We start from the raw sequence: 26503 nt of genomic DNA on the forward strand, positions 1-26503 counted from the left end.
ACTCCGCGGACCGGGTGGCCGCGAACCTGGTGCCCGGCGCTCACCCGCTCGGCACTCGCTCATCGTTTCGACGAGCGTGATGGAGACTGGTGGGTGATGTGCCACGGTCGGGATCGACCGCAGATGGGCACGCGTAGTCACCTCGCGTGATGCGGGGTGCTCCGAAAAGTGTAGCACCGGGTCTCGTCCTCCACCGCCCGCATCCCTGGTCACGTCTGCACAGATCGCTGCTTCGACGCCACCGACCATCGTCGTCAGCGCATCCTCGATCTATGTCGTCCCCGTCCGCCGCCGCCCGACCGATCCGGCTTGTCGGTTGGGTGATCCTGTCTGCTGTCGTGCTCGCCACGGTGGTGCTGGTCTCCCCCGGCTACCCCGCGCGTGCCGTCTCGCCTGAGACCGCGACGCCGACAGTGGATGCGAGGGCGGGGACGACAGCCCGCGTCACGTCGGCCAGGTGGAGCTGGCCGATCCCGGCACCGCATCCGGTGGTCCGTCCGTTCGTGGCGCCGGCAACCTCGTACGGGGCCGGACATCGCGGCATCGACGTGGGTGCGGCATCCGAGACGACCGTGCTGGCGCCGGCTGACGGGGTCGTCTTCTTCTCGGGAGTGGTCGTAGATCGCCCCGTGCTGTCCATCACGCACGACGGCGGACTCGTGTCGAGCTACGAACCGGTGGCGTCGACGCTTCCTGCTGGAACGGCCGTGACGCGGGGATCCGAGGTGGGAACCCTTCTACCCGGCCACTGCGCCGAGACCTGCCTGCACATCGGGGTGCGGCTGCACGGGGAGTATGTCTCGCCGCTCAACTATCTCGGCGGGGTTCCTCGCGCGGTGCTGCTGCCCACCCGGGCGACTCCGCCGGCTTCTCGCCTATCGTTGTCTGATGCCCAGCCGCCGTGAAGTAGCCCAACGCCTCGATGTCCCGCTCGAGATGGTGCAGCGGCACGGTATTCCGCCGCGACTCAGCGAGGCGGAATTCGTCGAGCTCGACACGAATCCGCCGGCCTGGCTGCAGCAGTCCCGGGCGAACCGCACCTCGAAGCGTCCGGTGTGGGTGACACTCAGGTGTGACATCTGCGGGTTTCAGGAGCAGGCCAGGCCGAAGAAGTGGTGGCCGCAATTCACCTACCTCAGCTGCTCGCACCATGACATCTGGGAGCTGCCAGAACCGGCCGCCGGGCTGGCTCGCGAGGAGATCGATGGGGTCGGGAGCACGTTCGTCGGGGTCGTCGACCGCTAGTAGCACGGCAGTCAGGCGCGCGGGTGCGCTCGGCCATAACTCTCTTTGAGGCGCTCTGCCGACACGTGGGTGTAGATCTGCGTGGTGCCGAGGCTGGCATGGCCGAGCATCTCCTGCACGGCGCGGAGGTCTGCGCCCCCGTCGAGCAGATGTGTAGCGGCCGTGTGGCGCAAGGTGTGTGGGCCCGATGATCCCGAGCCCGGCAAGCCCTCGAGCAGACGCGCCACCAGAGAGTAGACCGAGCGCGTACCGACCCGCGCGCCGCGGGCACCGAGAAAGAGGGCGGATGTCGTCGGCGATCCCTGCGCGAGCAGTTCCCTGCGCCCGCGGGTGAGATAGTCCGCGACAGCGTTCTTCGCCGGAACACCGAACGGCACGACCCGCTCCTTGGACCCCTTGCCGAGCACTCGAACGGTCAGTCGATCCAGGTCGATGTCTCCGAGGTCGAGACCGGTCACCTCGCTGACGCGCAGCGCGGAAGCGTAGAGCAACTCGACGATCGCCAGGTTCCGGAGCGCGAGGGGGTCGCCCTCGGCGGCGAGGAGCACGAGCGCGTCGAGCATGGAGTCCATCTGGGTGCGGGTGAGCACGCGCGGGAGGCGATGGTCGGTCTTCGGTGAGGTGAGGCGAGCGCCAACATCCTTCGCTACTGCGCCATCGCGGAACAGCCAGGCGGTGAGTCCCCGAGCCGAGGCGGACCGGCGCGCCAAGGTCGGCTTCGCCAGTCCCGCCTGGGAGCCCTGCCAGAGCCAGTCCCTCAGGAGTTCCAGGTCGAGGTCGTCGGTGTCGCGGATCCCCCGCTCGGCGGCGAACACACTGAGCTGCTCGAGGTCGGAGCGATAGGCGCGCACCGTGTGGGCGCTGAAACCACGCTCCACAGCGAGATGGGCGGCATAGTCATCGACGGCGCGTTCGAGGTGCACTGCTCCATGCTCTCGCACGGGGCTAGGGGTGCGGGGCTACGACGCGGGCCCGGTCGCAGATGCAGGCTCGTTCGGGGACGCGGCCCCGATCGGGGACGTGGGCTCCGAGGCCTCGCGCTCGGCGACGCTGAAGGCCGAGCTCTTGCTCGAGAACGCCTCTAGGCGTTCTTCGGGGCTCATCGCGGCGATCGCATCGAGGAAGACACCGCTGAAGCCGCTCACCTGGGTGAACCGCTCGATCGGCACCACGGAGTGGACGATCTGGTCGTCGTACACGTGCACAAGATTGAAAGCCTGGGCGCCGTCGACACCGGAGAGTCCGTCGCCGGGCTCTGCGACATCCATCGTGTAACACGTGGCGGCGGCGACCGAGACGGGCACTCCGGCGAAGACGCTGTGCGTCGTGTAGTGAAGGTGACCGCCGAGGATGCCGCGCACGTCCGTTCCGCGGATCACGTCTGCCAGGCGGCTCTGGTCTTTCAGCTCGATGAGTGCCATCAGGTCGATCGGGGTGGGAATCGGCGGGTGGTGCAGCGCGAGTATGGTGCCGTGCGGGGCCGGCTCGGAGAGTACGTCGCGCAGCCAGTCGAGCTGGGCATCCGTGATCTCGCCGTGGTGGTACCCCGGAACGGTGCTGTCGATCGCGATGATGCGGAGACCGTCGATGTCGTAGACACGGTCTTGCGGAGCATCCGTCTGGTCTTCTTCGGCGAGTGGCTCGTCAAGCAGCTCGATGGAGAAACGGAAACGCTCGTCGTGGTTTCCCATCACCCAGATGACCTGTGCGCCCATGCGAGCCGCGGCTGGTTCGACGATGGACCGCAGGCTGCGATAGGCGTCGGGTTCGGCGAGGTCGGCGAGGTCCCCGGTGAAGACGATGGCCCGCGGGTTGGTCTTCGAGCGCTCCAGTTGCTCGATCGCCTTGATCAGATTCTCCCGCGACGGGATCTTTCCGTACAACGGGCGGTCGCCCCCGAGGAAGTGCGTGTCGCTGATGTGGGCGATCACGTGAGCGGGCTCGGGATACTGTCCGAATTGGGTCACGCCCCAACACTAAGACCGGGGCACCGACATCCTTGCCCGGGACGGCGAGAGCCACAACGGCACAGCAGAGTCGTTGCCCACTGTTCATGTGGCGTTCGTGATTCACGTGGCGTTCTCGATTTACGTGGCGTTCTCGATTCACGTGGCGTTCTTGATTCACGTGGCGTTCTTGATTCACGTGGCGTTCTTGCGGAGCCACCCACGCTCGCGCTCGGCCACGGTGCCCTCGAGCTCGAGAGCGCCCAGGACGGCGCGAACCGCGGCAACCGAGAGACCGGCGCGGGCCGCGATGTCGTGGGAGGCGCGCGGGGCACGGGTGCTGAGCGCGTCGATCACGCGCACCATGTCGGACGTCGGGCTCGATGCCGAACCGGCCGGGTCGGGATCGCCGGGCCAGAGCGCAGTCCCGTCACCGAGCGGCGCGAGCTCCGCCATCTGATCGGTATTGGTGACACAGGTAGCGTCATATTCGCGAATCAGCCGGTGGCAGCCGGCCGAGGCCGCGCTGGTCACGGGACCCGGAACTGCGCCGAGCGGCCGGCCAAGAGCTGACGCGTGCCCTGCGGTATTGAGCGACCCCGACCGCCATCCCGCCTCGAGCACGATGGTGGCCAGGCTCGACGCGGCAATGAGTCGATTGCGCTGGAGGAAGCGCCACTTGGTCGGCGAGGAACCGCAGGGAAGCTCAGAGATGACTGCGCCCTTCTCCACGATGCGGGTCAGGAGTGCGTCGTGTCCGCTCGGGTAGAACCGGTCGACACCGCCCGCAAGGAACGCGATGGTCTGGCCGGAACTGGCAAGCGCTGCTCTGTGAGCCATACCGTCGATGCCATAGGCCGCGCCCGACACGATGGTGTAGCCCCGGTCGACCAGGCCCGCCGATGCTTCCATGGTGACGTGCTCGCCGTAGCCGGTTGCGGCACGGGCGCCGACCAGAGCGATCGAGCTCTGCAGGGTGGCGAGCGTGGACAGGTTTCCCCGCACCCACACCGCGATCGGGGCGTGAGGACCAAGATCGTCGAAGCCGCCTGGCCACTGCGGGTCACCCGGAACGAGCAGCGTGGTCTCGTAGCGCGCGGCCTGCGAGAGTGCGACCACCACGTCGGGCGATTTGACCCGCGGCGCCCATCGATCGATCGCAGACTGCAGGTTATCGGCCGACAGGTCATCGGCCGCCAGCTCGTCGCCTCCGCTATCGACAACAATCTGCCTCAGCCCAGCACCGTCGATCTTCTTGATCAGTGCGCTGAGGGCTGGGGTGGCTCCGATCAACTGCACCACGAGCCCCGCGAAGCGATCCCCCGGTTCCGCGATCGCCGTCCACGCCGCTCGGGCGAACCGCTCCGAAACCGCATCGGGCGCAAGGCCAGGCACCAGGGCGTGCGGCGTGACGGCATGAATGAGCGGGGTGACGGCCGACTCCTCAAGCTCGAAAATTGTGGTCACAACGACCTCCTCAGGTAGAGCGCGCGACCGATGTGGTCTGCGGTGGGCCGGGATGCGCCGTCGAGATCGGCGATGGTATAGCCGAGGCGGAGAACACGGTCGTAGCCGCGCATGGTCAGGCCACCCCGCTCGAGGGCTCGATCGATGGAAGCGGTCGTCGCGGGAGACAGACGCCGTGATGGCTCCCGCAACCAGGAACCCGGCACCTCCGAGTTGAGCTTCCACGGGGTGGCGGCGAGGCGCTCGCGGGCGGCCGCGCGCGCCTGCACGACGCGGGTTCGGGCATCCGCCGAGCTGAGGCGCGGCGCTTCGTCCGAGAGGCGCAGTCGCGCAGCGGTCACCCGCGCGACGCGCAATTGGATGTCGATGCGATCGAGCAGGGGGCCGGACAGCCGGGCGAGATACCGCCTCCTGCTCGCCGGTGGGCATACGCACTCCGAGTCGGAGGCACCGTACTGCCCGCACGGACAGGGGTTCGCCGCCAGCACGAGCTGAAATCGTGCTGGGAAGTAGGCGACGGCATTAGCTCGGTGGATCGTGATCACGCCGGATTCCAAAGGCTGACGCAGGGCGTCGAGTACCACGGGCGAGAACTCCGGCGCCTCGTCCATGAAGAGCACACCGTGCGAAGCGCGCGCCGCCGCACCGGGGCGGATCGCGCCACTGCCACCCCCGACGAGCGACGCCGCCGTCGCGGTGTGATGCGGCGATTCGAGTGGCGGGCGGGAGCTCAGCTCGGATCCGACCGGGAGTCCGGCGAGCGATCTCAGCGAGCTCACCTCAAGCGCCTCCTGCGGCTCGAGATCGGGCAGCAGCCCGGGAAGCCGCGCCGCGAGCATGGTCTTGCCCGCGCCGGGCGGACCGAGCAGAAAGGCATGGTGCCCGCCGGCCGCGGCCACGAGCATGGCCTCGATCGCATCCTCATTGCCGACGATGTCGGCGAGATCGAGTCTCTCGCCGTCGTTTTCGGCGACCGCGCGCTGCGGCGCCAAAATGGGGTCGACCGGAACGGGGTCGAACTCCGCTCCGTGCCAGATGGCAGCGTCACGCACCGACGGCACGCCGATCACGCGGATTCCGGGGACGAGCGCCGCCTCATCCGCATTCCCCGTGGGCACCATCACGGTCTCGGCGCCCGCTCGGGCAGCGGCGAGAACCGCGGGGAGGATGCCCGTGGTCGGGCGCAGGCGACCGTCGAGACCGAGCTCACCGAGGTGCACCACCCGCTGCACCGATTGCCCCGACACCGTGCCCTCGGCTGCGAGGATCGCCATGGCGATCGCCAGGTCGAAGCCCGAGCCGTGCTTCGGAAGGGCTGCGGGCGAGAGGTTGACAGTGATCTTGCGGGTCGGAAAACCGCAGCCCGAATTGGTGGCAGCGGCACGCACTCGATCGCGTGCCTCGCCGAGCGCTGTGTCGGGCAGGCCGATGATAGTGAACCCCGGCAGGTTGCTCGAAATATCTGCCTCTACCTGCACGAGCGAGCCGGTGAGCCCGAGGAGGGCGACGGATGCCGTGTGGCCGACCGCCATCAGAACACCCGCCTGAGGTGCTCGATGGTGGGCTCGCCGCCCGAGGGGGCGATGACGCCGATCGCGTCGATGCGAATGCGATGGTGCCCGTCATGTGCCTCGCACCACGCCGCGGCGAGGCGTCGCAACCGGGCCAGTTTTGGGGCGGTGATGGCCTCGAGCGGATGTCCGAACGCCGTGCTCGAGCGCGTCTTGACCTCGACGAAGACCGTCTCGGCGCCGTCGGTGGCGACGATGTCGATCTCACCCTGGGAACACCGCCAGTTGCGGTCGATGACGAGCATCCCCGCCTCGGTCAGAGCGGTCGCGGCGAGGTCTTCGCCTCGCGTTCCGAGTATGTCTTTCGCTGCCATGTCAGGAGTCTGACGAGGGCGTCGGGGCTAAGGGACGGTGTGGACAGCATCCGTGGGAATGGTGACGGCGATCGGCGCTGTGGAGGAGAGGTGCTGGGTCTCGATACGCGTCCTCGTCCCTCGGCGCTACTCGACCGACGGGGCGGCTACTCCTCGGGCGCTACTCGACCGACGGGGGTGGCTACTCGTCGAGCGCGAGTTCCTTGGGCAGCTCGAGTTCTTTCGCCGAGAGCTCTTCCACGTTCACGTCTTTGAAGGTGAGCACTCGCACCGACTTGACGAACCGATCGGAGCGATAGACGTCCCAGACCCAGACGTCGTTCATCGTCAGTTCGAAGTAGAAGTCGTGCTCGGTGTCTTGCCGCAGCAGCTCCACCTCGTTGGCGAGGTAGAAGCGTCGCTCGGTCTCGACCACATAGCGGAACTGGGAGACGACATCCCGGTACTCCCGGTACAGCGCCAATTCGACTTCGCGGTCGTAGTCTTCGAACTCGTCTTCATCCATGCTGCAGCAATCCTACGTCCGGCCGAGCATCGGCCGGCTCCGCCGCGTGCAGCCAGGTGTGGCGGTGCAGTTCCGTCGCCCCCAGCTCGTTGATCGCGGCGTAGTGCCCCGCGCTGCCGTAGCCCTTGTTCGACGCCCAGCCGTACGCCGGCCGGTCACCGTGATGGGCGATCATCAGCGTGTCCCTGTGCACCTTCGCCACGACGGATGCCGCGGCCACCGAACCACAGTCGCGGTCGGCCTTCACCCGGGTGCGCACCGCGAGCGGCGAGGCCAGTGCGGGGGTCAGCCAGTCGTGCGATCCGTCGAGCAGCACCACCGAATCCGATACTCGGGCACCGGCCTCGTGCAGCATAGTCAGCGCGCGCTTTCCGGCGAGGCCGAGGGCAGCGATGATGCCGACTCGGTCGACCTCTTGGGCGCTCGCGAGCCCCACCGCGGAGTGCAGGGCCCAGGAAGCCGCGAGCGGCGCGAGCAGTTCCCGCTTCTTCTCGGCGAGCAGCTTGGAGTCGCGCAAGCCGACCGGCAGCGGACCCACGCTCAGATCGACGACGCAGAGTCCGACAGCGACCGGACCGGCGATCGCTCCGCGACCGACCTCGTCGCAGCCGATGACGAAGCGAGCGCCCTCGGCGTGGAGTTGTGTTTCAACCTCGAGGGTGGGCTCGACGACCGCCATCACTTGTCGCGCACTACTTGTCTTCGACGCCAGCGAAGACGTTCGGAAAGTCGCTCAACCAGGTCCAGTGGCTGGCGGGCCAGCTCACCACGAAAGCGCGGCCCACGACGTCGTCCATCGGCACGAAACCCTTGCTCGGGGTGTCCCGGTTGAAGCGGGAGTCGCGCGAGTTGTAGCGGTTGTCGCCCATCACCCAGAGACTGTTCTTCGGCACGGTGACCGAGAAGTCATCCCCCGAGGCCCGGCTGACGCCGATCGGCAGCTTGAGGTATGGCTCCTTGAGCGGAACGCCGTTGACCGTCATCTGGCCGAACGCGTTGCAGCACTCCACCTTGTCGCCGGGGAGGCCGATGACGCGCTTGATGAGGTGATCGTTACTGTCGGGGGCGCTGATGCCGACGAGCGCGAGGAACCAGTCCACCGCGCCCACGACGCCGCCCTGCTGCACGGTCGGCTGGTTCTCGGGAAGCCACCCACCCGGGTCTTTGAAGACGACGACGTCGCCGCGCTCCACCGGGACAGCGTTCGGAACGAGCTCGTTCACGATGATGCGGTCGTCGATCTGGAGGGTGTTCTCCATCGAGCCGGAGGGGATGTAGAACGAGCGGATCAAGAACGCCTTGATGCCGATCGAGATGATGATCGCCGCGAGGAAGATCAGGATGATGTCGCGGATGAACAGCTTCACGCCACGTGACTGGCGACGCCGTGTGTCCGCCGCGCCTGCGCCGCTGGACCGTACGTCCTGTGAATCCGTGCCGGGCGCGGCTGGATCGATTTCTGTCATTAAACCCCTGAGCTCCCCACCATATTAACTGGTGGGGAGCTCAGAGAATGCTCGATGGGAGGCGAGGCCTAGTGGGCGTCGCGCTTCTCCTTGATCTTCGCCTTCTTGCCGCGAAGGTTGCGCAGGTAGTACAGCTTGGCGCGACGCACGTCACCGCGGGTGACGACCTCGATGTGGTCGATGACCGGGGAGTGCACCGGGAAGGTACGCTCGACGCCGACCTGGAAGCTGACCTTGCGAACCGTGAAGGTCTCGCGGACGCCTTCGTTCTGGCGGCCGATGACGACGCCCTGGAAGACCTGGATACGCGAGCGCGTACCTTCGATGATGTTGACGTGGACCTTCACGTTGTCGCCAGCGCGGAAGTCGGGGATGTCGTTGCGGAGTGATGCCGCGTCGACTGCGTCGAGAATATGCATGGTGGTTCGCTCTCTGTAACCGCCACAGGTCGATCACGCTGATAGGTGTGACACAAAAAGGAATTGGTGCCCCAGTAACTGCCGGCTCCCCTGTGGCAGAGCCGTGCTGCAAGGCACAAGTTGCCATTCTGCCACATCCTGTTGCAACTCTGCATCACGCTGTTGAATATCTGCACCACAGCTCCCCCGTCGCAGGAGAGCGGATGTCCTAGGCCGTCGCTCCCGCGGCCGGCGGCACCGGCGTATCCGGGTCCGCATCGGAGACATAGGCCTCGGCGGGAAGGACGGTGATCGCGCGGGTATCCACATCCGCTATCTCTCGCAGCTCGCGGTCATCCAGTCCGGTCAGGGATTTCACGCGCTCCGGGCGCGTCTCGACCAGGTATTCGACCAGCACCACCCAGAAGCTGAGCAGGCCACCCATGATGATGAAGCCGCCGGCGATATCGGCGATGGTGAAGGAGGCGTCGCGGAGGCCCTGCCCGAAAAGTACGGTCGCGACCGAGGTGCCCTGCTCGTAGCTGTGCACGGAGTCGACGACGAAGAAGCCGTAGACGATCACGGCGAGGTACCAGATCGAGAGCAGCCAGGCATCGGCGTGAGTGACCGCCCCGGCCATCCGTGACTTCTTACGAGCCCAGCTGAGCGTGGCGACGACCGCGAGGAACACCAGCAGGAGCGGCGCGAGAAAGAGCTGGATCGCGTAGTGCCAGCCGAGGATGACGCCGAAGAAGACGCGCCCGATCAGCATCCAGAGCGGGAGCACGATGGTTGCGGCGAACTGCGAGTTGAAGAGTGCTCGCCGGTACCACATGCCCCAAAGTCTACGCAACCCACGGGGGCACCCCGCCCCGGGAGACAATGGGGGGACCACGGTTCAGACAGAGGAGACACGTGATCGAGCTCAGGACCCCGGCCGAAATCGAGCAGATGAAGCCAGCCGGCGCCTTCGTGGCGCAGGTTCTGACGACCGTGCGCGAAGCCGCAACGGTCGGAGTCGACCTGCTGAGACTGGATGCGATCGCGGCGGAGATGATCCGCAAGGCCGGGGCTAAGAGCACCTATGTGGACTACCACCCGTCGTTCGGCGCTATGCCCTTCGGCAAGGTGATCTGCACCTCGGTGAACGACGCCGTCTTGCACGGGCTCCCCCACGCCTACCGACTCAAAGACGGAGACCTGCTCACCCTCGACTTCGCCTGCGAGGTTGACGGCTGGGTCGCCGACTCTGCCGTCTCGTTTGTTGTGGGCACTCCGCGCGAGGCTGACCTGACGATCATCGAGACGACCGAACGTGCACTCGACGCGGCCATCGCGGCGGCGCAGCCGGGCGGACGGATGGGCGACGTCTCCGCCGCAATCGGCGAGGTCTGCCATGCGGCCGGGTACAGCGTCAACCTCGATTTCGGCGGTCACGGGGTAGGCCGCACGATGCACGGCGATCCGCATGTGCCGAACGATGGGCGGGCTGGACGCGGCGTCCATCTGCGCCCCGGGCTGGTCTTCGCGATAGAGCCCTGGCTGATGGAGACCACCGATCGCATCTTCACCGATCCGGATGGCTGGACCCTCCGCAGCGCGGACGGCTCGCGGGCCGCACACTCCGAGCACACCATCGCGATCACCGAGGACGGCCCGCTGATCCTCACCGCCCGCGACTCCTTGGTCGAGTAGGCCGCGACTCGTTGGTCGAGTAGCGCCCGAGCGTCCGCGCGAGGACGCGTATCGAGGCCTCGATACGGCTGCTCCTCGACCAGCGGCAGTTACAGCGGGGGCAGCAGGTCGGGGCGCACGCGGCGGGTGCGCTCCAGCTGCTGCTCGTGCCGCCAGGTCGCGATTGCGCCATGGTTGCCGCTCAGCAGCACCGGGGGCACGGCGAGGCCGCGCCACTCCGCGGGCTTGGTGTAGCTCGGGTACTCGAGCAGGCCATCCGAATGGCTCTCCTCGACCAGGCTCGCCGGGTTGCCGACGACACCGGGGATGAGTCGGCCGATGGCCTCGATCATCGCCATCGTGGCGACCTCTCCCCCGTTCAGCACGTAGTCACCCATGCTCACCAGGCGCACCCGGGCGCGGGTGGCGGCATAGTCGACGACGCGCTGGTCGATGCCTTCGTAGCGACCGCAGCCGAACACGAGGTGCTGCTCGGCCGAGAGTTCCTGTGCCATCGCCTGGGTGAAGACCTCCCCGGCGGGTGAGGGAAAGAGGATGACCGGGGCCGCGCCCGCAGCCCCGTCAAGAATGCCGTCCAGGGCCTCGCCCCACGGCTCCGGCTTCATCACCATGCCGGCACCGCCGCCGTACGGGGTGTCGTCGACGGTGCGATGCCGGTCGTGCGCGGAATCGCGCAGATCATGAACGCCGAGATCGATCAGGCCGGTCTGCCGGGCTTTGCCGAGCAGGGACACGTCGAGCACGGAGAAGAACTCCGGAAAGATCGTGACGATGTCGATGCGCACGACGGAAAGCTATTCGGCAGGCTGGTCGGTCGAGCCGGTCTTGTCGTCCGCTACTTCTGACGCAATCTCGTCGGCGGTGTCTGCGACCTCCGACTCGTCGTCATCCTCGTCGTCGTCATCCTCGACCGGCTCGAAGAGCCCGACCGGAGGCGTGACGGTGAGGGTGCCCGCAGCGATGTCGACCGCCGGGACGATGGCCTTCACGAACGGAACCAGCACCTCACCGGACTCCGTCGTCACGTGCAGCAGATCCTGCGCGGGAAGGTGGTCGACGAGGGTGACCGAGCCGATCTTTTGGCCGTCGCGGATGACCGCGAGACCGACCAGCTGGTGGTCGTACCAGGCGTCTTCCTCGTCCGAGGCTTCGGCGAGGTCCTGGTCCACCCAGAGGATGGCCTTGATCAGGGTCTCCGCCGCGGAGCGATCAGAGACACCCTTGAAGAAGGCGACCGGGTGGGAGTTGTACCACTTCAGTTCCTGCAGCTCCAGCGTCTTGCCGTGCCAGGGTGAGCTGGTCGGCACCTGGAGGGTGAACACGGCGCCCGGAACGAAACGTCGCTCCGGGGCATCCGTGTACAGCTCGATTTTGATTGCGCCCTTGAGGCCATGGGCCTTCGTCAGGCGGCCGACCCTGAGCTGGTCGGTTGTCACTGGTTTTCCTGCTGATGTTTCCAAGCTGAGCGGCTGACTAGAAATCGGTGTCCACCACGTCGACGCGCACCTTGCGGCCGTCGGCGAGAGCCGAGACCAGGGTGCGGAGCGCCTTCGCGGTGCGTCCGGCGCGACCGATCACGCGACCGAGGTCTTCGGGGTGCACGCGCACCTCGAGCACATCGCCGCGCGGCGAGTTCTTCGCGAGGACCTGAACATCGTCGGGGTTATCGACGATGCCTTTCACCAGGTGTTCGAGAGCCGCTGAAAGCATGGGTCTTAGGCCTTGTCGGCGTTCGCAGCGTCGACGCCGCTGTTGTCGACCTGGGCCGGGGTCTCGTGCGTGACGGTGGTCGAGTCGTCAGCCTCTTCGGCACGAACGGCGTCGGCAGCAGCATCCGCTTCAACCGGGGTCGCAGCCGCGGTCGCCTCGGGGGCAGCCTTGACCTCGGCCTTGGGCTTGAGCACCGGCTTCTTCTTCTCGTCGGCGACGAACTCTTCCTTGGCCTGCTTGGTCTTCACCGTGCTGACCGCGTTCTTGTCACCCTTGAAGATGCCCCAGTCGCCCGTGAGCTTCAGCAGCGCGGCGACCTGCTCGGTCGGCTGGGCGCCGACGCTGAGCCAGTACTGCGCACGCTCGGAGTCGACCTCGATCAGCGAGGGCTCCTCGGTGGGGTGGTACTTGCCGATCTCCTCGAGCACACGACCATCGCGCTTGGCGCGCGCGTCGGCGACGACGATGCGGTAGTAGGGAGCGCGGATCTTGCCCATGCGCTTCAGACGAATTTTTACAGCCACAATTTCTCCGTGAGTTTTTGTTGGGGCGAGTTGCTTGCCGTGAGCGTGGGGTGCACACCCGGCATGAAAGCTCTAATGGGAGTCGATGCCCTTTGATTAGAGGGTCGAAGGGCGAAAGACTCGACTGACCATTCTTGCAGATTTCTGGGGCCTCGGTAACCAGTCCTGGTGGGGACTGGTTATGCGGGGCGCGCACTCCGTCCGATCATGGCGACTCAGCGCGGGCGACGGCGGGAGAGCGCAACGCCGACCAGGCAGACGACGCCGCCGGCAATGGCGAGCCAGCCCGGAATCTCGCCGAAGAACAGGAAGGCGAAGATGACGACGATGGTCGGTACGACGTAGGTGGTGACGCCGAGCTGCCCCGCCGGCATCTTCGACAGCGCGTAGGCCCACGTGCTGAAGGCGAGCGCGGTCGGCACCGCACCGAGATAGACGGCACCGAGGATGCTGCCCACCGGAGCGCGGGACAGATCGTGCACCAGCTGCCCGGCGAAGGGGCTGCACGCCACCGCGCCGATCACCGCACCGAGGAACGTGACCTGCCGCGCAGGCAGCCGCTTGAGTGCCGGCTTCTGGCAGAGCACTCCGATTGCGTAGGTGATCGCGGCGACAAGGGCCCAGATCAGCCCGATCGGGTCACCGAGGCCGGGTTGTTGCAGGGCCGAGAGCCCGGTGGAGATGCCGATCAGCACGACGCCAACGAAGGCAACGCCTGCCCCGATCGCCAACCAGCGCGGAATGCCCTCGCCCAGGAAGACGCCGGCACCGAGCGCGATCAGGATCGGCCCGATGTTGACCACCATGGCGGTGGTACCCGCGTCGAGGGTGTGTTCGGCCAGGTTGAGCGTCACGTTGTATGCACCGAACCAGGCCACTCCGAAGACGATGACCAGCAGCCACTCCCGCGCGGACATCCTGGTCCACCGACGGCCAATCATGACCACGCCCAGGATGATCGCGCCCACGGTTAATCGCGCCAGCGCTAACGCTCCCCCGCTGAAGTGCGGTGCCACCCCGCGAATCACCAGGAACGCGCTCGCCCACGCCAGCACCGTCACCACGATCGCGACGATTACGGAGGGGCGGAGTCCGGGGGCGCGAACGGGAGCGAGGGAGGCGGACGACGATGAGGAGGGCGTCGGGGAAGTCACGCTCACGAGGCTAGCGAATGCCGGAGTGCTCCTCTTCCGAAATGAAGGTCTTCCGAAATGAAGGTCTTCCGAAATGAAGGTCTTCCGAAATGAAGGTCTTCCGAAATGAAGGTGATTTTGAACTGGGCGCGGAGTGTTGACGACGACACACCGCATCCGTTCTGAAAAAGCCTTCATTTCGGAAATGTGCACGCCATCGGAAATGTGCAGGCCGTCGGAAATGTGCAGGCCGTCGGAGATGTGCACGCCATCGGAAATGTGCAGGCCGTCGGAGATGTGCATGCCATCGGAAATGTGCACGCCATCGGAAATGTGTACGCCGTCAGGTCAGCAACGTGCACAAGGTGCAGGGCCCCGCTTCGGAGAAATGGAGCGCCGGAAGCGCCGCTACTTCGCGTTTTTCGCGTCGCGCCAGTCGAGCCAGTCGCGCACCGGCGAGAGGTCGTAGTCGGGGCCGCTGATGCCGAGCGTGAAGAGCGTTGTACCGAGCTCGAACACCTCGTCGGCGTCGGCGACGGTGCGGCGAGACAGTTCGGTCGAGATCTCGATCTGGCTCGTGTCGCGACCGACGGCGTCACCGTGCTCGGCCAGGATGCCCAGCTTGCGCTCCAGGGTCGCCGCGTCGCTGAACGAGTGCCAGATGTCGGCGTGCTTCGCGACGATACGCAGCGTCTTCTTCTCGCCACCGCCACCGATCAGCACCGGGATGTGCCGGGTGGGCGGCGGGTTGAGCTTGGTCCAGCGCTCCTCGATGACCGGCAGGTTGGCGGCGAGCGCGTCGAGCCGCTGCCCGACGGTGCCGAACTCGTAGCCGTACTCGTCATAGTCGCGCTCGAACCAGCCCGAGCCGGTGCCGAAGATGAAGCGCCCGGTTCCGGTTCCCTTCGCGCTGATGTGGTCGATGGTGCGGGCCATGTCGGCCTGCAGGTTCGCGTTGCGGTAGCTGTTGCAGTTGACCAAGGCACCGAGTTCGACGCGGCTGGTCTGCTCGGCGAGGGCCGCGAGCATCGTCCAGGACTCGAAGTGCAGGCCATCCGGTTCGCCGGAGAGCGGGTAGAAGTGGTCCCAGTTGAAGAGGATGTCTACGCCCATCTCCTCGAGCTCGGCCGCGGTGTCGCGGATTTTCTCGTAGTAGGCGTGCTGGGGGGCGATCTGCACCCCGAGGCGGACAGGCCTGCCACCAACTGTGCTGCTCTTCTCTGAAGTCATGAAATCGAGCCTACGACTGCAAGACGGCGCGGAGGTGTCGACCCGGCAAATTCACGCTCGCGTGATCTCGCGCGCGGCGGCCAGCGCCTCGGCCGTCGCTCGAACCGCATCCACCCCGGTCGCGTCGCGGGCGCCCCCGACCACCAGATGACGGATGCCGGCGGCCACGAGCCCCGGCACGAGCGAGTCGTTCCGCTCCTGCCCCGCACACACGATCACCGTTCGCCCGGGGATCATCTCGATCCCCTCGGCGGTCTCGATCTCGACACCGTCAGCGGTGATCCGCCGGTAGCCGAGGTCGGTGCGCATGCTCACGCCGTGATCGCGAAGGCGCCCGAGCGCCACCCAGCGCGAGCTGATGCCGATCCCGGCGCCGAAGCGGCCGGAGCGGCGCAACACGGTCACCTGACTGCCGGGGCGGAGTCGCGTCGTGTGCCCCACCCGCGCCAGGTGATCGGTGGGCGGCAGGTCGAACCGCGCGGAGAACTCCACGGCGCGGGTGCGTTCGTCGTGCGACTCGACCAGGTACGCGGCGACATCCACGCCGATCCCTCCCCCGCCGATGATCGCCACCGTTCCCGGCGGCACCCCCTCGCGCAGCGCACGCTCGTAGCTCAGCACGTGCGGCAGATCGGCGCCGGGGATGTCGACCCGACGCGGCACAACGCCGGTCGCCACGATCACCCCGTCAAAGTCTGCGAGGTCGTCAGCGGTTGCGAGTGTCCCGAAGCGCAGCTCAGAGCCGGCGAGTTGCGTCAGCGCCGCACTCACGGTGAGCGCGTAGTCCTCCTTGCCCGGGATACGGGCCGCCAGAGCGAACTGGCCGCCCGGTTCGTCGGCGTCGAACAGGGTCACCGCGTGCCCCCGTCGATGGAGATCGGCCGCAGCAGCGAGGCCCGCCGGCCCGGCGCCCACTACCGCGACCGAGCGTCGTGTCTCGAGCACCAGCGGATAGCGCGTCTCCCGCGCCGCCCTCGGGTTGACCAGGCACGACACCGGTTCGAAGACGAGCGACCGGTCGATGCAGGCCTGATTGCAGCCGATGCAGGAGTTCACGGCACCGAAGTCTTCCGCGAAACTGCGCTCCACGATTCGCGGGTCGGCGAGAAAGGGCCGCGCCAGGGCGACCGCCGCGATGTCGCCCCGGGACAACACCGCCTCCACGTCGCGCAGGTCGGTGAGGCGGTTGCTCGCGATCACCGGGACAGCACCGTCGACAACGGCAGCGATGCGCTCGGCGTACACGAGCCAGGCGCCGTGCGGCACCGACGCCTGCACGGTCGGCACGCGCGACTCGTGCCAGCCGACGCCGACGCTCAGACCGTCGACACCAGCACCATACTCAGTTCTCGGCACCAGTGACCGAGCGAGGTCATCCGTCTCCTCCTGGGTGGACGATCCTGGCATCAGGTCGGCGCCCGACATCCGCACCAGCACCGGGAGGTCGCCCACCGCCGCCCGCACCGCGCGCAGCGTCTCGACCGCGAACCGCCGCCGCCGAGCGGCGTCACCGCCCCACTCGTCGTCGCGCAGGTTGGTGAGCGGAGAGCAGAACTGGTTGATCAGATAGCCCTCCGAGGCCATGATCTCGACCGCGTCGAAGCCGACCTCCCTGGCAACGGATGCCGCGCGCGCAAAGTCCTCGATGGTGGCGAGCACTTCGTGCCCCGAGAGCTGTCGCGGCACGGCGCCACGCGCGGCACTCCACGGCACAGCGGAGGGAGCCACCGCCTGCATCGGCCCGTCTGCGTCGGCGAGGCTCAGCGCGTATCGTCCGGCGTGGAACAGCTGCGCGGAGATCAAGCCGCCCGCCTCGTGCACGGAATCGGTGACCTTCTGCCAGCGTGAACGCTGATCGGTCAGCACCCCGTAGTCGGGACCGCCGCGGCCGACCGAGCTGACCGCGAGGCCGCCGGTGATGACGAGCGCGGCACCGCCGATCACCCGTTCGCGGTAGAACTCGGCGAGAGCCGCTCCCCCGTCGTCGGCCACCTCCAGCCCGGTATGCATCGAGCCCATGACGACCCGGTGCTGGACCTCCAGCCCGCCGAGCCGCCACGGACTGCGGGTGAGCGGAAGGAGGTTCACTCAGAACCGAACACAGCCGCGCGCAGGTCTCCCGTGGTGTCGGCCCAGAACGGCGGCGCGACCACGGTGAGCCCGCCATCGACGACGAGCGTCTGCCCGGTGATGTAGCCGGCCTGCGGAGACAGCAGGAATTCGACGGCGGAGGCCATGTCATCCGCTGTTCCGGGGCGGCCGAGCGGGATCTTCTCGATCACCGTCTCCATGGGGGCCATGCCGGGAACGCTGTTGTAGAAATAGTCGAGCGAGTCGGTATCGATGAGGCCGCCGTTGACCGCGTTGACGGTGATATTGCGCGGGCCGAACTCGGTGGCCATGAACTTCACATACGACTCGTTCGCGGCCTTGGCCGCGCCGAGCGAGGCATAGGTCGGGAACGCCCGCAACGACCCGTAGCTGGTGACCACCACGATGCGCCCGCCGGTCGCCGGCATGAGGTCGACCGCGCGCTGTGCGCCGAGCACGAAGGAGCGCACGTTCATCGCCCAGTTGCGATCGAGGTGGTGCAGCTTGAGTGCGCTGACCGGCTTGAAGGCGCTGGCGGCGGCGTTCGCGACGAAATAGTCGAGCCGGCCGAACCGCTCCCGTGCCGCCTCGAACAGCGCGTCGATATCGTCGGGCTCCTCCATGTCGGCGCGTACGGTGATGCCGTCGGCACCGGCAGCCCGCACCTCGGCGAGCGCCTCCTCGGCGAGGTCGGCGTTGGCTTTGTAGTTGATGACGATGTCGACACCGCGAGCGGCGAGCTTGCCGGCCAACAGTCGACCGATCCCGCGGGAGCTCCCGGTGATGAGGGCGACGGGCGAGTCTTCTGACATGTCTTCTCTATTCAGTTCTCGGGGGTTAGTTCGTCACAGCGCCGGTGACGACCGCGCGCCCGACGATGAGTTTCTGAATCTCATTGGTTCCCTCTTCGAACCGCTGCGCCCTGGCGTCTCGGTACACCCGCTCGATCGGGTTGCGCTTCCAGTAGCCGCTGCCGCCGTGCACCTGCAGTGCCTTGTCCGTGACCCGGGTGAGCATGTCGACGGCGATCATCTTCGAGGCGCTCGAGAGCACCCCCGCATCGGCTGCGCCCTCTTCGAAGGCCTTCGCCGCGTGGATGACCAGTGCTCTCGCCGCGGCGATGTCGGCGTAATTCTCGGCCAGGTAGAACTGGATCGCCTGCCGATCGGCGATCTTCTTGCCGAAGGTCTCGCGGCGATTCGCGTACTCGACGGCGAGCTCCTGGGCACGCTCGGCCAGGCCGACGCAGCTCATCGCGACGGAGACCCGGCTCGGCAGCAGGAATCCGCCGAGCATGATCGTGAGTCCCTGCCCCTCCTCGCCCAGCCGATTCGCCACGGGCACCGGGGTGTTATCGAAGTGCAGGATGGCGTGATCGGTGCCGCGAACCCCCATGGTCTCGGAGTCGTCGATCACCTCGGCGCCCGGAAGCCCGGCGTTGGGGACCAACAGCGCGACGGTGCCGTCCTGCCCGGTCGAGCCCTCGAGCCGGGCGAGCAGCAGCCAGTAGTCGCATTTCACCCCGAAGGTGATCAGCTGCTTCTCGCCGCTGAGATAGTAGGTGTCGCCCTCTCGACGGACGGTGGTGCGGATGTCCGCGCCGGTTCCGGCCGTCGCCTCCGTGAGTGTGAAGGCCACCAGCACATCGCCCGCCACCGACGGGCGTACGATCTGGTCGCGCTGCGCCTCGGTCGCGAACTCATCCATGGCCCGCCAGGTGCCGTTGATCACATGCACCAGCATGCGGATCGAGGCGTGCGAACGGGAGAAGATCTCCATCAGCTCCAGGTATCGGCTGAACGGGATGTCTTTGCCGCCGAGTCGTTCCGGAGCCGCCAGCCCGAGAAAACCGTGGGCCTTCAGGTCGAGAAACAGCTCGGGCGGCACGATCCCGGTCGCTTCGATCTGGTTCGCGAAATCCTCGCCGGGGCCCCGCACCCACGCATCGACGTCGGCTTTGAGCAACTGGAACGCCGCGTCGTCGAGGACGGCCATGTCGAGGACGGTCATACTGTCTCCTTCTGCATTGAGTGAGAAGTCTGCGTTGACTGAGAAGTCTGCGTTGACTGAGAACTCTGCGTTGACTGAGAACTGTCCGGTGGAGCGGCATCTCCCAGCGCAGCGGCGCGCTCTCTGAGGATATTCTTCTGCACCTTGCCCACGGCGTTTCGGGGCAGCGCGTCGATCGGCTCGATCCGCTCCGGCCAGTAATACTTCGAGACGCCGGCCCGATCGAGATAGCGCTGCATCTCGCGCAGCCCCAGCAGCGAGCCGCGGGCCGGAACGATGAACGCGCACGCGCGCTCACCGAGCCGCGCGTCGGGCATGGCGACGATTGCCACGTCGGCCACCTGCTCATGCTGGTAGAGCAGATTCTCGATCTCGGCCACCGGAATCTTCTCCCCTCCCCGGTTGATGACATCCTTCACCCGTCCGGTGAGATGCAGAAACCCGGACGCGTCGAGATACGCGAGATCGCCGGTGCGATACCAGCCGTCGGCGGTGAAGACATCTGCGGTGAGGTCGGGCCGCTCGAGATAACCGTCGAACATTGTGGGCGACAGCAGCTCGAAGTTGCCCTCGACCCCCGCGGGCATCCGGGCTCCGGTGTCGTCGACGATGCGGATGCGCACACCGCGCAGGGCGCGCCCGTCGCTGCCCCAGGCATCCGCTGCCCTATCGCCGGGGGCTGCCAGAGCGCCGAGACACGTCTCGGTGGTGCCGAACGCGCCGAGAACCGACGCGTCGAGCACCGTGGTGGCCCGCCCGGCGAGGTCTCGGGGAACCGCTGCACCGGTCACCACGAAGATGCGCAGCGACTCCGGCGCCGGAGCGCCGTGTTCCACCAGGTCGACCAGATCGGTGAGAAACGGGGTCGCCGCCTGCACGAACGTCGCCCGCGCCTGCCCGAAGGCATGATCTAGCGCGAGCGAGGCATCCCAGGCGGGCTGGATCACGCTGGCGACCCCGAGTCGCCAGGCCAGCAACATGCCATAGAGAAACCCGGTCTGGTGGGCGAGCGGCGAGGGAACGTAGATGCGGTCGTCGGCGGTGAGATCGAGGTGGCGCACCTCCATCGCCGTGGCCAGGGCGAGGGTGCGGTGAGAGTGCTGAACGCCCTTCGGCTCCCCCGTCGTGCCGGAGGTGAACAGTAGCTGGAACAGGTCATCGGGGCGAGGAGCGCGCGACCGGATCAGCTCGAGGTCAGGGGTCACGGCGGCGAGCGCACTGTCGTAGTAGCGCCATGACCAGTTGGTTGGGGCGTTGCGGTCGTTCGCTGCCTCCGGAATGGGAGCGGATGACGTCGACTCCTCGCTCCCATATCGGCTCTCGGAGCGCAGCACCACGATGTTCTCCAGGGCGAGCGACCTACCCTGGGAACGTGCTTCGGCCACCACGTCGATGAGTTCGGCCGCCGGGCGCCGCCTGCGAAAGACGTTCGGGAGGAACAGCACCCTGGCGTGCGAACGGGCGAGCGTCATCGTGACCTCGCGGGTGCCGAACACCGGCATGATCGGTGTCACGACGGCGCCGATCTGCGCGATGCCGAGGGTGATCGCCACGAACTCGCGCCAGTTGGGCAGTTGCAGTGCCACGGCATCCCCGCGCTGCACGCCGAGGTCGAGCAGCAGCGCCGAGATGCGATCGGCCTCGTCCTGGAGTTCGCGCCACGAGGTCGAGGCTGGCTTCTCTGCGCCCACCTCGATCACCGCCGGCGCATCGGGCTGTGCCACGGCGAGCGCGCGAACGGCCTCGGTGAGCACGAGCGGATCGGCCGCCAGACCGTCAGACCACCCCGGGGCTGCGCCGTCGACATCCGTAGCACCCTCCCGCGCGCCGCCCTCTGCCTCGGTCGCTACCTCTTCGGCCGCCTCCGCCGCTGCGGCCGCGGCTGGCGCCGCGATACACACGTCCAGCGCGATCGAGGTCATCGATTCGAGAAAGGTCGGGTAGCTGATGCGATAGGCCCGCGGATACGTCAGATCAGACTGCCCTGCCGCCCGCGTCGCAGCGACGGCAAGCGCCATCAGCACGCGATGGTCATTGAACGACGACATCCCGGCCGCGCGCAGCCCGGCCGACTCGAGACCCGTCACCCCGGTCACCCGCAGCTCATCGGCGGACTGCTCGACGGCGCCGCCCATGCGGTTCAGCTGCAACATCGCCGCCACCCGATCCGATTCCTTCAACCTGATGTGGCCGATGTTGCGAAAATTGCTGGTGCCGTCTGCGAACGTCGCCATCGTGGCCAGCACCGGCAGCAGGTCGGGAATGGGCTGACAGTCGATATCGAGCGGTTTCAGACGGATGCCGTCGTGCCGAATGCGCACGAACCCGGTCTCGTCCCGCTCGAGTGGCACTCCCATCGCGGTCGCCAGGTCGAGGAACTCCGCTTCGGGGTGATCGGTCTCGGCGGCGGTGGTGGCATGAAGCCCACGGAACAGCACGTCGGAGGGATGGATCGCCGCTGCCGCGATGCCGAATGCGGCCGAGCCGATGTCGGGCGGAAGCACGTATGTCGTCGGCGCGGCGGTCTGATTCGCCGGGATGCGGTAGGTGAGCCAGTCGTCATCGTGCTCCACCATCAGGCCGAACTGCCGCATCATCCGCACGGTCAGCTCTACGTACGGCTGCTCGTTCAGCGCCCCTCCGGTCACATGGATGACGGAGTCGTTCATGGCGAAGGGCGCGAGCAACAGCAGACCGCTCAGCCACTGCGACAGGGTGCCGGCGATGGAGACCTCACCGCCCGTCGGGCGCTGCGGGTGCACGGTGATCGGCGGGCAGTCATCCGTCGCTTCGAGGCGCACGCCCAGCTGGCGCAGCGAATCGAGCAGCGCTCTGATGGGGCGCCGACGAAAGTACTTCATACCGGTGAGCGTCGTCGGCCGGTCGGATAGTGCGGCAAGACCGGTCATGAAGTACAACGTCGTACCCGAAGAACCGACGTTGAGCAGCCCCTCGTTCCCCCGACTTCCGCGCTCGATCAGGTCGGTACCGTGGTAGCGACTGCTGCCGGCCGGCGCGCCGGTGACGAGGTAGTCATTTCCCTCGATACGGATGTCGGTGCCCAACGACCGCAAGACGCTCACCGTCCACTCCACCTGCCTGGTCGTCGAAATACCGGTGATCACTGACGTGCCCGGTGCGAGGGAGGCCAGCACGAGCGCGCGATGCGCGTGGTATTTCGAGACCGGGATGTGGAGCTCTCCGGTCAGACGGTGGTCGGTTCCCCTCACCAGCAAGCGCACGGAGCTTCACCTTTCCTCCGTCGCGAGGGCGGAAGAGGACGGTGCGGCCGAGACCGCACAGGCGGCGCTCCGCTCGGCTCACCACACGGAATCAGCGGGGAGCCGAGCCAGAGCGACGGGGATCGCCCGTCGCTAAAAAAGCTATTGCCTGATCGCCGCGGCGATCAACACGCGGAGGGGCCTTTTCTGGGCCAGGCTCAGCGCCGGGCAGGTTCAGCGCCGGGCAGGTTCAGCGCCGTTCAGGTTCAGCGCCGTTCAGGTTCAGCGCCGTTCAGGTTCAGCGCCGTTCAGATTCAGAGCCGGGGTCAGCCGCGGCCGAGGAACTTCTGCAGCGAGGCGAGTTCTTCCTCGCTCGGTCCTCCCGCTGACCCGGGGTTGCCCCCACCGAGCCCGAAGCCCGAGCCTGCAGCGGCGCCACTGGACGGCTTCGCTCCCGCGGCCATGGCAGCGTTCTCCGCCGCGCGCTTGGCCGGGTTGCCCGACTTCGAGCTCTTCTTCTTCGGCTGCTGCTTGCGGCCACCGCCAAAGTTCGCTCCCGGAATCGGGCCCATGCCGGGAACCTGTGGCACACCGCCCTTGGCGACGGTCTTCATCATCTTGGCGGCCTGCTCGAAACGGTTGACCAGGGCGTTTACCTCGGTGACCGTCGTGCCGGAACCGCGAGCGATGCGCACCCGACGCGAGCCGTTCAGCACCTTGGGCTGGCGGCGCTCCTGCATCGTCATCGACTGGATGATCGCCTCGGTGCGCGTGATCTCCGACTCGTCGAAGTTCTCGAGCTGCTGGCGCATGCCCTTGGCGCCGGGCAGCATCCCGAGCATGTTCTTGATCGAGCCCATGTTCTTGAGCTGCTGCATCTGCTTCAAGAAGTCGTCGAGGGTGAAGCTGTCCGTCGCGAACTTCTCCGCGGTCTTGCGCGCCTCCTCCTCATCGAAGGCACCCTGCGCCTGCTCGATCAGGGTGAGGATGTCACCGAGGTCGAGGATGCGGCTGGCCATGCGGTCGGGATAGAACGGCTCGAAGTCATCCAGGCCCTCACCGGTCGAGGCGAAGATGATCGGGCGACCGGTGACAGAGGCGACGGAGAGCGCCGCGCCACCGCGGGCGTCACCGTCGAGCTTGGTGAGCACGACCGCGGTGAAGTCGACGCCCTCCTGGAAGGCCTTGGCCGTCGCGACCGCGTCCTGGCCGATCATGGCGTCGATGACGAAGAAGACCTCATCGGGATCGATGGCCTTGCGGATGTCGGCAGCCTGCTTCATCAGTTCTTGGTCGACACCGAGACGGCCGGCCGTGTCGACGATGACAACGTCGTACTGCTTGTCGCGGGCGAACTTCATCGCGTCTTTGGCGACCTTGACCGGGTTGCCGACGGTTCCGCCGAAGAAGCCGCGGCTCGGGGCCGCGTCCTCGGCGCCCACGTTGCCGGGCTCAGGCGCGAAGACCGGAACGCCGGCCTGCTCGCCGACGACCTTGAGCTGGGTGACGGCGTTAGGGCGCTGGAGGTCGGCGGCGACCAGCAGCGGAGTGTGATTCTCTTTGGCGAGCCACTTGGCGAGCTTGCCGGCGAGGGTCGTCTTACCGGCACCCTGAAGGCCGGCGAGCATGATGACCGTCGGCGGATTCTTGGAGAACTGGATGCGGCGGGCTTCGCCACCGAGGATGGCGACCAGTTCGTCGTTGACGATCTGCACCACCTGCTGGGCCGGGTTCAGCGCCTTCGAGACCTCGTCACCGAGGGCGCGCTCGCGCACCTTCGAGGTGAAGTCTTTGACGACATCGAGCGAGACGTCGGCGTCGAGCAGGGCGCGACGGATCTCGCGGACGGTACCGTCGACATCCGCCGGGCTGAGCTTGCCCTTGCCGCGGAGGTTCTTGAAGGTATCGACGAGTCGGTCGGTGAGGTTTCCAAACGTGGCCATGGTGTCTCCAGTTTAACCCGGCATCCCCTGGGCACCCGCACTCTCTAGGCTCGGGGCATGCGCTTCGGAATCGTCATCCTCCCCCAACAGCCCTGGACGGATGCTCGCCGCCTGTGGGTCTCTGCCGAGACCCTGGGTTTCGACCACGCCTGGACCTACGACCATCTCTCCTGGCGCTCGCTCGCCGACGAGCCATGGGGCGCGACTATTCCGACGCTCACCGCGGCAGCGACGGCGACCTCGACCATCCGGCTTGGCACGTTCGTCGCCTCGCCCAACTTTCGGCATCCAGTGACGTTCGCCAAAGACATCGCAACCCTCGACGACATCGCCGGTGGGCGGTTCATCCTGGGAGTCGGGTCGGGTGGTACCGGATTCGATGCGTACGTGCTCGGCTATCGCGAGCTGAGCCCGAAGGAACGCTACGAGCGTTTCGCTGAGTTCGTCACCCAGCTGGATGCGCTGCTCCGCTTCGAAACGGATGGCCCGATCTCCCTCGATGGCGACTGGTTCACGGCGCACGAGGCACGCATGGTCGGGGTGCCGGCGCAGCTGCCGCGCGTGCCGTTCGTGATGGCGGCGAACGGGCCGAAGGCGCTCGCTCTGACCGCCCGCTACGGGCAGGGCTGGGTGACCACAGGGCGCGATGGCGCGACGGGCGAGGAGTGGTGGGAGTCGGTTCGCGAGCTGTCGTCGCGGCTCGACGACACGGGTTCCTCCGTCGATCGCTACCTTTCTCTCGACTCGGGCGGGCAGTACGCGCTCGAGAGCGTCGCGGCTTTCGACGACCTGGTCGGTCGTGCCGAGCACCTCGGATTCACCGATGTGATCACCCACTGGCCGCGCGAGTCGGGGATCTACGCGGGATCGGAGAGCGTGCTCGACGCTGTGGCAGCGCGCATCGCAGAACTCAGAGAAGCACAGTCTTTGGGAGAAGCACAGTCCTTTGGAGAAGCACAGTGATCACGCGTGACCTTGGCACCAGCGGTATCCCGATCACCGAATACCTCGTCGGTGGTGCAGCGATCGGCGGTATCGGTTCGGCTCCCTCCCGTGTCGGGCTCGGCATGAAGACCGATGAGGCGCTCGAGCGACTCGACGAGGCCTACGAGGTCGGCATCCGTGCGGTCGACACGGCCAACTCGTTTGCCCGAGGCGAGAGCGAACGCGTGATCGGACGCTGGCGTGAGGAACGCGAGCATGACGACGTGCTCGTCTCCACGAAGGTCGGCAATGTGGTCGAGCGAGGTCAGGAGACCATTTCCCTCTCGGCCGACCACATCGACCGCCAGCTCGCGCTCAGTCGGTCGCGGCTCGGGCGGGTCGATCTGTACGTCACGCATGCTGCAGACCCGTACACGCCGCTCGAGGAGACCGTCACGGCTTTTGCTGGGGCGATCGACGCCGAGCAGATCAGGGCGTGGGGATGTTCCAACGTCACCGTTCGCGAAGTCGAAGCCTGGCTGCTCGCCGCCGACCGGGCGGGGCTGCCTCGTCCAGCGCTGGTGCAAAACGAGTTCAGCCTGCTCACCCGAGCCTCCGAACCCGACCTGTTGCCGTTGCTTGCGGCGGAGGGCATTGGTTTCGTCGGGTTCTCGCCTCTAGCCGGCGGCATCCTGTCCGACCGGATGGTGGATGCTGCACAGCAGTCCGGCGGCGATCCGGACGAGTTGCCCGACCCCGCGCCGGGGAGTCGGCTTGCGCTGGCACCGGCGATGTACGCGTCGTCGTTCACGCTCGAGAACCTGGCCCGCGTCACCGCACTGCGGAAGCTGGCCAGGGAACTCGACGTGTCGACCAGTGGTCTTGCTCTCGCGTGGCTACGACGGCATCCGTTGGTCACCGCGACGATCGTCGCGCCGAGGCGGACCGCGCAATGGGATGCAGTCACCGAGTCGCTCGCGCTTGACCTTCCTGAGGATGTGGCCGAGCAGGTGAGCGCGCTCTTCCCGCTCTGAGCAGCGCGCGGGGTCTAATCGGGGGTGCGCTGGGTCCGACCGGTGGCGCCTGGGTCTGACGTGCGCTGGTCTGACC

General features: G+C 67.1%; 26 protein-coding genes. 5 read left to right on the forward strand and 21 right to left on the reverse strand.

Annotation, left to right across the window (positions count from 1 at the left end):
- Positions 1-272: 272 nt before the first annotated feature.
- Together IV501_RS00790 and IV501_RS00795 are read left to right on the forward strand one after the other, a co-directional pair.
- Positions 273-905 carry a M23 family metallopeptidase gene (locus IV501_RS00790; protein WP_200554514.1) on the forward strand — a complete coding sequence of 211 codons (633 nt, stop codon included), beginning with the start codon at positions 273-275 and terminating at the stop codon, positions 903-905.
- The gene (locus IV501_RS00795) at positions 889-1245 is read left to right on the forward strand and encodes a DUF5997 family protein (protein ID WP_200554515.1); all 357 of its coding nucleotides are present in this window, start codon (positions 889-891) and stop codon (positions 1243-1245) included. Before IV501_RS00790 ends, IV501_RS00795 begins: the two co-directional genes overlap by 17 nt.
- 11 nt (positions 1246-1256) lie before the next feature.
- Here IV501_RS00795 and IV501_RS00800 read toward each other — a convergent pair whose 3' ends face one another.
- The 10 genes from IV501_RS00800 to IV501_RS00845 form a co-directional block, all read right to left on the reverse strand.
- A complete protein-coding gene (locus tag IV501_RS00800) occupies positions 1257-2168 on the reverse strand; it encodes a tyrosine recombinase XerC (protein ID WP_307812114.1) in 912 nt (303 codons plus the stop codon).
- Positions 2169-2204: 36 nt separating this feature from the next.
- Positions 2205-3212 carry a phosphodiesterase gene (locus IV501_RS00805; RefSeq protein WP_200554517.1) on the reverse strand — a complete coding sequence of 336 codons (1008 nt, stop codon included), beginning with the start codon at positions 3210-3212 and terminating at the stop codon, positions 2205-2207.
- Positions 3213-3386: 174 nt separating this feature from the next.
- On the reverse strand, positions 3387-4658 hold the full coding sequence (dprA, locus tag IV501_RS00810; protein WP_307812115.1) for a DNA-processing protein DprA: 1272 nt from the start codon (positions 4656-4658) through the stop codon (positions 3387-3389).
- Entirely contained in the window at positions 4655-6190 is a 1536-nt protein-coding gene (locus IV501_RS00815) for a YifB family Mg chelatase-like AAA ATPase (RefSeq protein ID WP_234698081.1), read from the reverse strand. Before IV501_RS00815 ends, dprA begins: the two co-directional genes overlap by 4 nt.
- Complete coding sequence (locus tag IV501_RS00820; RefSeq protein ID WP_200554518.1) at positions 6190-6543, reverse strand: YraN family protein; 354 nt, start codon at positions 6541-6543, stop codon at positions 6190-6192. Before IV501_RS00820 ends, IV501_RS00815 begins: the two co-directional genes overlap by 1 nt.
- Positions 6544-6724: 181 nt before the next feature.
- Positions 6725-7048: a DUF2469 family protein gene (locus tag IV501_RS00825; RefSeq protein ID WP_200554519.1), complete on the reverse strand. Its 324-nt coding sequence runs from the start codon at positions 7046-7048 to the stop codon at positions 6725-6727.
- Positions 7041-7727, reverse strand: coding sequence for a ribonuclease HII (gene rnhB / locus IV501_RS00830; RefSeq protein ID WP_200554520.1), 687 nt, complete (start codon positions 7725-7727; stop codon positions 7041-7043). Before rnhB ends, IV501_RS00825 begins: the two co-directional genes overlap by 8 nt.
- A 13-nt stretch (positions 7728-7740) precedes the next feature.
- The gene (gene lepB / locus IV501_RS00835; RefSeq protein WP_200554521.1) at positions 7741-8514 is read right to left on the reverse strand and encodes a signal peptidase I; all 774 of its coding nucleotides are present in this window, start codon (positions 8512-8514) and stop codon (positions 7741-7743) included.
- A 68-nt stretch (positions 8515-8582) separates the two neighbouring features.
- Positions 8583-8933 (reverse strand): 50S ribosomal protein L19, encoded by a 351-nt coding sequence (gene rplS / locus IV501_RS00840; protein ID WP_200554522.1) that lies wholly within the window; start codon positions 8931-8933, stop codon positions 8583-8585.
- Between the two features lie 208 nt (positions 8934-9141).
- On the reverse strand, positions 9142-9747 hold the full coding sequence (locus IV501_RS00845; RefSeq protein WP_200554523.1) for a hypothetical protein: 606 nt from the start codon (positions 9745-9747) through the stop codon (positions 9142-9144).
- 80 nt (positions 9748-9827) lie between these two features.
- Between IV501_RS00845 and map the strand changes: the two genes are divergently transcribed.
- A complete protein-coding gene (gene map / locus IV501_RS00850) occupies positions 9828-10607 on the forward strand; it encodes a type I methionyl aminopeptidase (protein WP_200554524.1) in 780 nt (259 codons plus the stop codon).
- Between the two features lie 89 nt (positions 10608-10696).
- On the opposite strand, the gene trmD is transcribed toward map, so the two are convergent.
- The 11 genes from trmD to ffh form a co-directional block, all read right to left on the reverse strand.
- Positions 10697-11392, reverse strand: coding sequence for a tRNA (guanosine(37)-N1)-methyltransferase TrmD (trmD, locus tag IV501_RS00855; protein ID WP_200554525.1), 696 nt, complete (start codon positions 11390-11392; stop codon positions 10697-10699).
- 9 nt (positions 11393-11401) lie between these two features.
- Positions 11402-12043, reverse strand: coding sequence for a ribosome maturation factor RimM (gene rimM, locus IV501_RS00860; RefSeq protein ID WP_307812117.1), 642 nt, complete (start codon positions 12041-12043; stop codon positions 11402-11404).
- 37 nt (positions 12044-12080) lie between these two features.
- Positions 12081-12317 (reverse strand): RNA-binding protein, encoded by a 237-nt coding sequence (locus IV501_RS00865; RefSeq protein WP_200554527.1) that lies wholly within the window; start codon positions 12315-12317, stop codon positions 12081-12083.
- A 5-nt stretch (positions 12318-12322) separates the two neighbouring features.
- Positions 12323-12841: a 30S ribosomal protein S16 gene (gene rpsP / locus IV501_RS00870; RefSeq protein WP_200554528.1), complete on the reverse strand. Its 519-nt coding sequence runs from the start codon at positions 12839-12841 to the stop codon at positions 12323-12325.
- 215 nt (positions 12842-13056) lie between these two features.
- Entirely contained in the window at positions 13057-13995 is a 939-nt protein-coding gene (locus IV501_RS00875; RefSeq protein ID WP_307812118.1) for a DMT family transporter, read from the reverse strand.
- A gap of 387 nt (positions 13996-14382) precedes the next feature.
- Positions 14383-15204 (reverse strand): LLM class F420-dependent oxidoreductase, encoded by an 822-nt coding sequence (locus IV501_RS00880; protein WP_200554529.1) that lies wholly within the window; start codon positions 15202-15204, stop codon positions 14383-14385.
- A 51-nt stretch (positions 15205-15255) separates the two neighbouring features.
- Entirely contained in the window at positions 15256-17292 is a 2037-nt protein-coding gene (locus IV501_RS16475; protein ID WP_200554530.1) for an FAD-dependent oxidoreductase, read from the reverse strand.
- The gene (locus IV501_RS00890) at positions 17289-18107 is read right to left on the reverse strand and encodes an SDR family oxidoreductase (protein ID WP_200554531.1); all 819 of its coding nucleotides are present in this window, start codon (positions 18105-18107) and stop codon (positions 17289-17291) included. The genes IV501_RS16475 and IV501_RS00890 overlap by 4 nt, the downstream gene beginning before the upstream one ends.
- 25 nt (positions 18108-18132) lie before the next feature.
- Complete coding sequence (locus tag IV501_RS00895) at positions 18133-19305, reverse strand: acyl-CoA dehydrogenase family protein (RefSeq protein WP_200554532.1); 1173 nt, start codon at positions 19303-19305, stop codon at positions 18133-18135.
- Positions 19302-22547 carry a 3-phosphoshikimate 1-carboxyvinyltransferase gene (gene aroA, locus IV501_RS00900; RefSeq protein WP_200554533.1) on the reverse strand — a complete coding sequence of 1082 codons (3246 nt, stop codon included), beginning with the start codon at positions 22545-22547 and terminating at the stop codon, positions 19302-19304. Before aroA ends, IV501_RS00895 begins: the two co-directional genes overlap by 4 nt.
- A 305-nt stretch (positions 22548-22852) precedes the next feature.
- Complete coding sequence (ffh, locus tag IV501_RS00905) at positions 22853-24469, reverse strand: signal recognition particle protein (RefSeq protein WP_200554534.1); 1617 nt, start codon at positions 24467-24469, stop codon at positions 22853-22855.
- Between the two features lie 57 nt (positions 24470-24526).
- On the opposite strand from ffh, the gene IV501_RS00910 reads away from it, so the two are divergent.
- On the forward strand, positions 24527-25432 hold the full coding sequence (locus tag IV501_RS00910) for an LLM class flavin-dependent oxidoreductase (RefSeq protein ID WP_200554535.1): 906 nt from the start codon (positions 24527-24529) through the stop codon (positions 25430-25432).
- Entirely contained in the window at positions 25429-26427 is a 999-nt protein-coding gene (locus IV501_RS00915; protein WP_200554536.1) for an aldo/keto reductase, read from the forward strand. Before IV501_RS00910 ends, IV501_RS00915 begins: the two co-directional genes overlap by 4 nt.
- Positions 26428-26503 lie beyond the last annotated feature (76 nt).

The sequence above is a fragment of the Lacisediminihabitans changchengi genome (assembly GCF_016634425.1).
In the GTDB taxonomy this organism is placed as follows: Bacteria; Actinomycetota; Actinomycetes; order Actinomycetales; family Microbacteriaceae; genus Lacisediminihabitans; species Lacisediminihabitans changchengi.